Origin of the sequence: Devosia sp. (genome assembly GCF_048261455.1) — a bacterium.
Taxonomy (GTDB): domain Bacteria; phylum Pseudomonadota; class Alphaproteobacteria; order Rhizobiales; family Devosiaceae; genus Devosia_A.
Window position 1 is genome coordinate 211,056 of the sequence record NZ_JBLXGA010000006.1, and the last position, 8,143, is coordinate 219,198.

General features: G+C 63.7%; 8 protein-coding genes. 1 reads left to right on the forward strand and 7 read right to left on the reverse strand.

Annotated features, from left to right (window positions below; genetic code table 11):
- Positions 1-84 precede the first annotated feature (84 nt).
- Entirely contained in the window at positions 85-1,083 is a 999-nt protein-coding gene (locus tag ACN0TK_RS09210) for a potassium channel beta subunit family protein (RefSeq protein ID WP_417309183.1), read from the forward strand.
- 9 nt (positions 1,084-1,092) lie between these two features.
- On the opposite strand, the gene ACN0TK_RS09215 is transcribed toward ACN0TK_RS09210, so the two are convergent.
- From ACN0TK_RS09215 to ACN0TK_RS09245, 7 genes are all read right to left on the reverse strand, one after another.
- Positions 1,093-1,596 (reverse strand): hypothetical protein, encoded by a 504-nt coding sequence (locus tag ACN0TK_RS09215; RefSeq protein ID WP_417309184.1) that lies wholly within the window; start codon positions 1,594-1,596, stop codon positions 1,093-1,095.
- 354 nt (positions 1,597-1,950) lie between these two features.
- The gene (locus ACN0TK_RS09220; protein ID WP_417309185.1) at positions 1,951-2,625 is read right to left on the reverse strand and encodes an FAD-binding oxidoreductase; all 675 of its coding nucleotides are present in this window, start codon (positions 2,623-2,625) and stop codon (positions 1,951-1,953) included.
- Between the two features lie 73 nt (positions 2,626-2,698).
- A complete protein-coding gene (locus ACN0TK_RS09225; RefSeq protein WP_417309193.1) occupies positions 2,699-4,324 on the reverse strand; it encodes a glycoside hydrolase family 43 protein in 1,626 nt (541 codons plus the stop codon).
- Between the two features lie 75 nt (positions 4,325-4,399).
- Positions 4,400-5,344: a sugar-binding protein gene (locus ACN0TK_RS09230; protein WP_417309186.1), complete on the reverse strand. Its 945-nt coding sequence runs from the start codon at positions 5,342-5,344 to the stop codon at positions 4,400-4,402.
- Positions 5,345-5,425: 81 nt separating this feature from the next.
- Complete coding sequence (locus tag ACN0TK_RS09235; RefSeq protein WP_417309187.1) at positions 5,426-6,457, reverse strand: ABC transporter permease; 1,032 nt, start codon at positions 6,455-6,457, stop codon at positions 5,426-5,428.
- On the reverse strand, positions 6,457-7,197 hold the full coding sequence (locus tag ACN0TK_RS09240) for an ATP-binding cassette domain-containing protein (RefSeq protein WP_417309188.1): 741 nt from the start codon (positions 7,195-7,197) through the stop codon (positions 6,457-6,459). The genes ACN0TK_RS09235 and ACN0TK_RS09240 overlap by 1 nt, the downstream gene beginning before the upstream one ends.
- Before the next feature lie 38 nt (positions 7,198-7,235).
- Complete coding sequence (locus ACN0TK_RS09245; protein WP_417309189.1) at positions 7,236-8,051, reverse strand: FadR/GntR family transcriptional regulator; 816 nt, start codon at positions 8,049-8,051, stop codon at positions 7,236-7,238.
- Between the last annotated feature and the right edge of the window lie 92 nt (positions 8,052-8,143).

An 8,143-nucleotide genomic window follows, 5' to 3' on the forward strand; every position in this document is an offset into this window, starting at 1 on the left:
GGTCTCCCTCCCTTTGTTGTTTTGATCGTTATATGCCGATAGACTGTGAGTCCTTTCGAAGACACAACCCCACGGAACATCGCTATGGAATATCGCCGCCTCGGCAAGGCTGGCCTCAAGGTCAGCGAATTTTCTTTTGGCGCCTGGGTAACCTTCGGCAAGCAGGTCGGGGAGGACGACGCTGAATCGATCATGGGCTATGCCTATGACAACGGCATCAACTTCTTTGACAACGCCGAAGGTTACGAGCAGGGCAATGCCGAACGCGTCATGGGCGAAGCGCTCAAGGCCCACAACTGGGCGCGCGACTCCTACGCCGTCTCGTCCAAGGTCTTCTTCGGCGGCAATGGCAAGGGCCCGATGCAGGTCGGCCTCAGCGCCAAGCACATCACCGATGGCTGCAACGACGCCCTGAAGCGCTTCCAGCTCGACTATCTCGATCTCTACTTCTGCCACCGCCCTGATCTCGATACGCCCATCGAGGAAACCGTGCGCGCCATGCACAACCTCGTCACCCAGGGCAAGATCATCTACTGGGGCACCTCCGAATGGACCTCCCAGCAGCTCACCGAAGCCTTCGCCTTCGCGCGCCAGAACAACATGACGCCGCCGACCATGGAGCAGCCGGAATACAACATGTTCCGCCGCGAAAAGGTCGAAAGCGAATTCGTGCCGCTCTACGATCTGTTCGGGCTCGGCACCACCATCTGGTCGCCGCTCGCCTCGGGCATCCTCACCGGCAAGTACAATGACGGCATCCCCGAAGACAGCCGCATGAACCTGCCCGGCTACGAGTGGCTTAAGGCCCGGCTGACCAGCGACAAGGGCAAGGCCGAACTGGCCAAGGTGAAGGAACTGGCAGCACTCGCCGGCGATCTCGGCCTGCCGCTGCACCATCTGGCGCTGCTGTGGTGCAATGCCAACCCGAACGTCTCTACGGTCATTCTTGGCGCCTCGAAACTGGCGCAGCTCAAGGACAACCTGACGGCACTCGATCACAAGTCCAAGCTCACCCCCGAGGTGATGGACAAGATCGAAGCCATTCTTGACAACAAGCCCGAAGGCCCGCGCCGCTACCCGTAAGCGGCTGCCTTACTCGGCCCGGGCGCCACTGGTGCCCGGGTCGCGCTTTTGGCGCGCATCGCGTATCGCCAGCGCCGTGAACAGCAGCGCCATCCCCAATACGATGATCGCGCCTGCGCCGAAAACCATGCGGCACATGCCCGGATCGCCGGCGCCCGAGCTGCTGACGCCCGCAATGGCAATACTCACCGAGCACTGGCCGGCATCATCGCCCAGCAGCATCCAGAAGCCCGGTACCGCCATGAGATAGACGACGGCCAGACTGGCTATTCGGCCGACGATCGGCATGCGCAATGCCTGCCCGATGATGCTCACTCCGGCGAAAAAGAACACGCCTGCCGCCGCATCGATCACGAACTCGGGCGCCCGCGCGCGCGAAGGGTCGAGCCGCACCATCACATAGATGAACAGCCCGATGGCCGCGAAGATCGCCCCGAACCAGATGCCGGACCGCATGATCTCTGCTGCCGTGTGTCCAGTCTGCTCGTCGCTATTCGTCTGCGAGTCTGTCATGGCCATCACCTCCGGCACCCAGTGTCGCAGGCAGGCATTGACGAAATCCTATGTCAGTCGGTCGCCTTGCCGTTCATCGACGTTCATCGCGGTGTCAAACCGATGTCAAAGTCCGGGCAAAGACGCGTCAGGCACCAGCCGTCGCGCCCGTCCGCGCGCCTGATCTTGCCGCTAGAGGTCTGACATCCGGTTACAATCCCAAACTTATCCCCGCAGCGCCACGGCGCCGTAATCTGCGCGTGTTGAGGCGCTCGGAAAGGTCTGGAAATTGCGGAAACGACATCAGCAAAAAGCCCGCGCCGAAATTTTCGGCACGGGCTTGAACATCGGAGGCGGGGAGGGCGGTGAGCGGCGCTATTCTTCGAAGGTCAGCGTATCCGTTTCGGCGCCCAGACCTTCCAGCGCATCGCGCAGGTCCTTCACCATGTCGTCGGGACCGCACAGGTAAAAGTGCTGGCTCACGTCATGCAGGTGCTTGCGCAGAAATCCCTCGTCGACCCGCGCATGCTGCACGCCGTCGGCCTTCGGATCATTGGTCAGCGTCCAGGTGCAATCGAGCCCGTCCATGGCCTCGAACTCTTCGCGCAGGATGATGTCCTCTTCGGTCCCGTGCGAGGCGATCAGCCGATGGCCGGCCAGTTGGCCATCCCGGTGCAGCTTGCGCAGAATGGCGATAAACGGCGTCACGCCCGCGCCACCGGCAATGAACGTGCCCGGCCCCTTGTAGGTGATGGTGCCCCAGGGGTCGCGCAGGATCAGGCTCTGTCCCGGCTCATAGCTCCACAGCCGCTCGGTCATGCCGTCGCCGTCGGTGTTGAAATAGCTCTTGATGGTGAACTCCAGCGGGCCGTCGGCGCTCGGCTCGGTGAAAGTGAATGGATGCTTCTTGTCACGCCAGCCGTCTTCGTCCAGCGACAGTTCGGTCGCCTGGCCCGGCTCGAAACTGTAACCCTCGGGCCGCTCGACCACATAGCGCCGCACATTGTGGGTCACCGGCTCGATCTTCAGAATCTTCACGCTGTCGGACATGCTGGGCTCCTTGCTCTTGCAAAGATGACGCGGGCAGGCCCCTCAAGGTTCCCGCCTACGCCCACGCGTCGCGTCAGTAGCGGTCTGTCGCGTCATGCACCGGCCGATAGACGAAGTCCGAGAACGCCGCTTCCCGCGCGGTCCCATTGAGGTCGGAACAGGCGACGCCGACAAAGGCGCCGGTGAACGAGCCGTGCTGCGGGTGGCCGCCGCACTCGTCCGACAGCAGCGACGCATCGAGCACCGGCCCCATGGGCTGCCAGTTGCCCATCGCCCGTGCCGACCCGGCGGCATAAAAGAACTGCAGCTTCGCGCCGCGGATTTCGATCTTCAGCCGCACCGGCCCCTCCTGCGGCAGCGGCACCGGATCGGCGGGAAAACTCAGCCGGCCGTTCGGGTGGCTGGCCTCTGAGCTCATCAACAGCAATTCGCGCTTGCCGTCGGCATGTGCCGTCACCGCCAGGTAATGGAAGTTGTAGCGGCTGTAGTAGCCGGTCAGCCCGGCGAACTGCCGCTCGTCGACCGGATCGAACTCCACCGTCACCTCGGCATCGTAGGAAAAATGCGTCTGTCGCCGCGCCACCAGCGCCTGCTCGAACCAGCTGCCGATGGACTCGCGGCCGGTCAGCTTCAGCTTGCCCTCTTCGAGCCGGAAGATGCGTTCGGGCTCTGGGGTCCGCAGCCACTGAAAGTCCGCAGGAAGGTCCCCGTCGAAGCTGTAGCGCTGCTCGGCCCAGTACTCCGTGTCGTCCCGGGTGCCCGGCACCTCGACCTCCACCGAGGGCTCCGGCCCGTTCTTCACCCACAGCCAGTCATCGGCGCCCCAATAGGCTTCCTGAATACCGGTCTCGCGCCCCAGCACGCAGCGCCGCTTCTGCGTCGTCGGGCGGCCCATCAGATGCACCAGATAGGTGTTGCCGTCCGGTGTCTCCACCAGATCGCCATGCCCGGCGCGCTGCACCGCGTTCAGCGGCGCGTCCTTCGAGGTCAGGATATGCTTGATCGGATGCGTCTCGTAGGGCCCGTCGATCTGTCGCGCGCGCGCAAAGGTCACCGCGTGGTCGTAGCCGGTCCCGCCTTCTGCGGTCATCAGATAGTACCAGGGCCGGCCATCCGCGCCGGCGCGCTTGAAAAGATGCGGCCCCTCGACCAGCTTCAGGTCGGTCCCCTGAAAGATGTTCTTGACCGGCCCGATGAGTTTTTTCTGGGCATGGTCATACTCCTGCAGCGCAATGCCGGCGAAGCTCAGCGGCCGGCTGCGGTGGTCCCACAGCATGTTGACGAACCACTTGCGCCCGTCGTCGTCATGAAACAGCGAGGGGTCGAACCCCGACGAGTTCATGTAGACCGGGTCCGACCACGGTCCCTTGATCGACGGCGCGGTGACCAGATAGTTGTGCGCGTCCTTGAACGAGCCGTCCTTGCGCTTCATGTCGGTGAAGATGAGGAAGAACTGCTCGCCGTCATGGCTCAGGCAGGGCGCCCATACACCGCACGAATCCGGTTCGCCGCGCATGTCCAGCTGGCTCTTGCGGGTCAGCGGCCGCGTCACCAGCGTCCAGTTCGCCAGATCCTTCGAGTGGTGGATCTGTACCCCGGGAAACCATTCGAAGGTCGAGGTGGCGATGTAATAATCGTCGCCGACGCGCAGGATCGAAGGGTCCGGATTGAAGCCGGGCAGAATGGGGTTGCGAAGCAGGGGCATAAGAGGTCTCCGGATATAAAACCGCCGCCGGCACGAGGCCGGCGGCGGCACAGTCTACGATAGGGTCGATTACTTCAGGAAGTCGCCGACATTGTCTGCAGTGACGCGATCGACACCGGTGTAGATGATGTCGTCGACCGTCTCGCCGTTCTTGATGGCGAGCAGGGTCTGCATGGCAACCTCGCCCATTTCATAGGGGCGCTGGCCGACGAGCGCATGGGCATAGCCATCGCGCAGCAGCTCGAGCTGGACCGGCAGGGTGTCAGCGACGACGAGAGCGAGCTCGCCCGAATCCACCTTGGCCTTGTTCGGCTCGACGAAGTTCTTCCACCCGTCGGGTGCGAACATCGGCCAGCCACCGACCGGCACGATCGCCTTGATGCCGGGGTTGGCGACCACGAAGTCACCGGCCTGCTGAACGGCAAGCGCGATGTCGTCGTTCGAGAAGCTCGGCGAACCCGGAACTTCAGTCCAGTCTGAACCCTCGAGAGCCTCACGCACGCCATCGACGCGCAGCGCCAGGTTCGGAGCAGCGGCGCCGCCCGAGATCATGGCGTACTCGCCGCCGTTCGGTGCAACTTCCAGCAGCATCTCGCCCAGAGCCGTGCCGAACTCCTTGTTGTTCGTGCCGACATAGGCGGTGCGCATGCTGTCCGGGGCATCCGAGTCGAAGGTGATGACGGCGATGCCGGCCTCGACGGCCTTGTTGATCACCGTCGTCGCGGCGGCGATGTCGGAGACCGAGATGGCCAGGCCATCAACGCCCTGCGTGATGAAGTCGTCGATGATCTGCGACTGGGTCGCGGCTTCATGCTCGACAGGGCCGAGATAGACGCACTCGACATTGCCCAGCTTCTCGGCTTCGGCCATGCAGCCGTCGCGGGTCAGATCGAAGAAGGGGTTGTTCATCGCCTTGGGGACGACGGCAAACCGGTACGTCTCCTGAGCGATGGCTGAGCCCGAAAAGCCGACGGCGGCAACGACCAGCGCGGCAAATGCAGTCTTCAAAGTCATGTTTAGTCCTCCCAACAGCCCCGGTAGCGCCGAGGCACGCATCAGAACCGGCTTCTCGCCGGTGTTCACCCCGCCGCGGCCTCAGCCGTTGCGCAGCGATCTCAGGCGGTCGACCAGCACGGCGGCGACGATGATCATGCCGACCAGTGTCTGCTGCCAGTAGGGGTCGACACGGGCCAGAACCAGCCCGTTGCGAATGACTTCAATCAGGATACAGCCGATGATCGCGCCCATAGCGCCACCGACGCCACCGGCGAGGTTGGCGCCCCCGATCACCGCCGCGGCGATGATGGTGAGCTCATAGGCGGTGGCCAGATTGGCGGGCGCCGAGCCCAGCCATCCCGAAATGATGATGCCGTTGATCCCGGCGGCCAGCGAACACAGCACATAGACCTGCATTTTCACCCGGTCGACCGGCACGCCGGTCAGCCGGCCAGCGGCCTCGTTGCCGCCGATGGCGAACACATGCCGTCCCCAGGCCGTATGGTGCAGCGCCAGCCACATCAGCCCGGCGCACAGGATCAGATAGACGAAGGCCATCGGCACGACGTCGAACAGGCGTCCCGCCGTCACTGCCAGAAACAGCTCCTTGTCCGGGCCGGACGGAAACGTGCCACGGCCCTGCGTCGCGACATAGGTCAGGCCACGCACGATCGACAACGAGCCGAGCGTCGTCACGAAAGCCGCCAGTTTCAGCTTGGCGATGAAGAACCCGTTGGCGAGACCCACGAGAATGGCGACGCCCATGCCCGCCCCGAGGGCGACCAGCATGGCCGAGCCCGGGAACGGGTGGAAAGCCGCGCCATCCAGCGCGCCCATGGTCAGCGAGGTCACGGTCGCCGACAGCGCCATGGTCGAGCCGACCGACAGATCGATACCCCCGGTGATGATCACCAGGGTCATCCCCAGCGCCGCAATGGCGATGAAGGAGAAATTGCGCGTGATGTTCGACACGTTGCCGCCCGTGAGGAAATTGGGCGAGGCCAGATGCATGGCGAGGATCAGCAAAAGCAGCGCCGCCAGCACATAGGCTGACTGGCTGGCCAGAAAACCGCGCCGCCAGAACGGCGTATGACGGACGTTCGAAAAGCCCTGAACGGTATCGCTGGACATTATGCAGCCTCCTTGGCGCCGGTAATCAGGGCCGTCACTTCTTCCGGTGAACTCTCGCCGATCGGCTTGTCGGCAACCTTGGTGCCGCGGCGCATGACGATGACGCGCTCGCACACGGTAAAAACGTCCGGCATGCGGTGCGAAATCAGCATGACCGCAATCCCGGCGTCCTTCAGCCGGTGGATCAGTCCCAGCACTTCGGCAACCTGGCGCACCGAGATCGCCGCGGTCGGCTCGTCCATCAAGATCAGCTTGGCGTCGGCGAGGCGCGTCCTAGCAATAGCCACGGCCTGGCGCTGTCCGCCGGACATCAGCCGCACCAGGTCATTGGCCCGCGTTTCCGATTTGAGTTCGGCAAACAGCTCCGCCGCTCGCTCGTTCATTGCGCGGTGGTTCAGGAAGCGGAACGGGCCGATCTTGTGCTTCAGCTCGCGCCCCAGAAAGATATTGCCGGCAGCCGTCAGATTGTCCGCCAGCGCCAGGTCCTGATAGACCGTCTCGATACCAAGCCGCCGGGCATCGCCCGGGCTGTGGATATGCGCGCGCTGCCCCTCGAGCTGCACCGTGCCGCCCGACGGCTGGTAGATGCCGGACATGATCTTCACCAACGTCGACTTGCCGGCGCCATTGTCCCCCATCAGCCCGACGACTTCGCCCGGCGCGATCGAAAAGCTCACGTCGTTCAGCGCACGGATGGCGCCGAAGTCCTTCGATACGTTCTTCAACTCAAGTAATGCCAACAAATCCTCCCAGGTTGGCAGTCTCGGAACCGGTCGGGTTAGCCCGCCCGGCGCTTCGCCTCCGCCTCAGTGTGTTGTGATGGTCCCGAACCGCTTGGTCCGCCGCTCATCCGCCCAGCAGCGCGGTCGAAGCCCTCGGCAATGACCAGCCGCATCGCAGCGCGCGCATCTTCCGGCGCCGCGTCGTGAATGGCCTGCGCAATCCGGCGGTGGTTCTGCACCGTCACCTTGTGCGCTTCTGGATCATCGACCGGTGAACTGATGGTGAAGGCGGCCGACAGCGCCAGATCGACCAGCCCGTTGATCGAGGCCATGAACAGATTGTCGGCGGCTTCGGCGAGTGTGCGGTGAAAGTCGAGGTCGTATCCGGCAAAGCTGTCGGCGTCACGCGCCCCGGCCATGCCCTCGACATCGGCCATCAGGCGTTCCAGCTGTACCTGCGTGCGGCGCTGCGCCGCCAGCGCGGCGGCCTCGAGTTCGATACCCACCCGGATCTCGGCCAGGCTGCGCAGAAATGTAATGTCCGGACCGACCTCGAAGTGCCACGCCAGCACGTCGGGATCGAATAGCGACCAGTCTCGGCGCGGCAGCACCCGTGTGCCCACCCGCGCACGGGCATTGACGATGTTCTTGGCGGCCAGTGCCTTCATCGATTCCCGCAGCACGGTGCGAGAGACGCCGAAGCGGATGATCAGTTCGGAATCCGTGGGCAGGAGTGTTCCGGGGGCGAATTCGCCGCCAACGATCGCAACGCCAAGCTGATGCACCACCTGCGATTGCAGCGTGCGCGACGCCTGTTTGCCGTTGGCTGATGCGGACACCAGCCGGCCCGGCATCCCCTCCCTTGCCTTCATTTGCAGTCCGGCCTCCCAACCGTGGGCCGGACCCAAACATAAGTAATACGATATGACAATACCCCAATTCTGTGCCGATCAGATATTTGAGG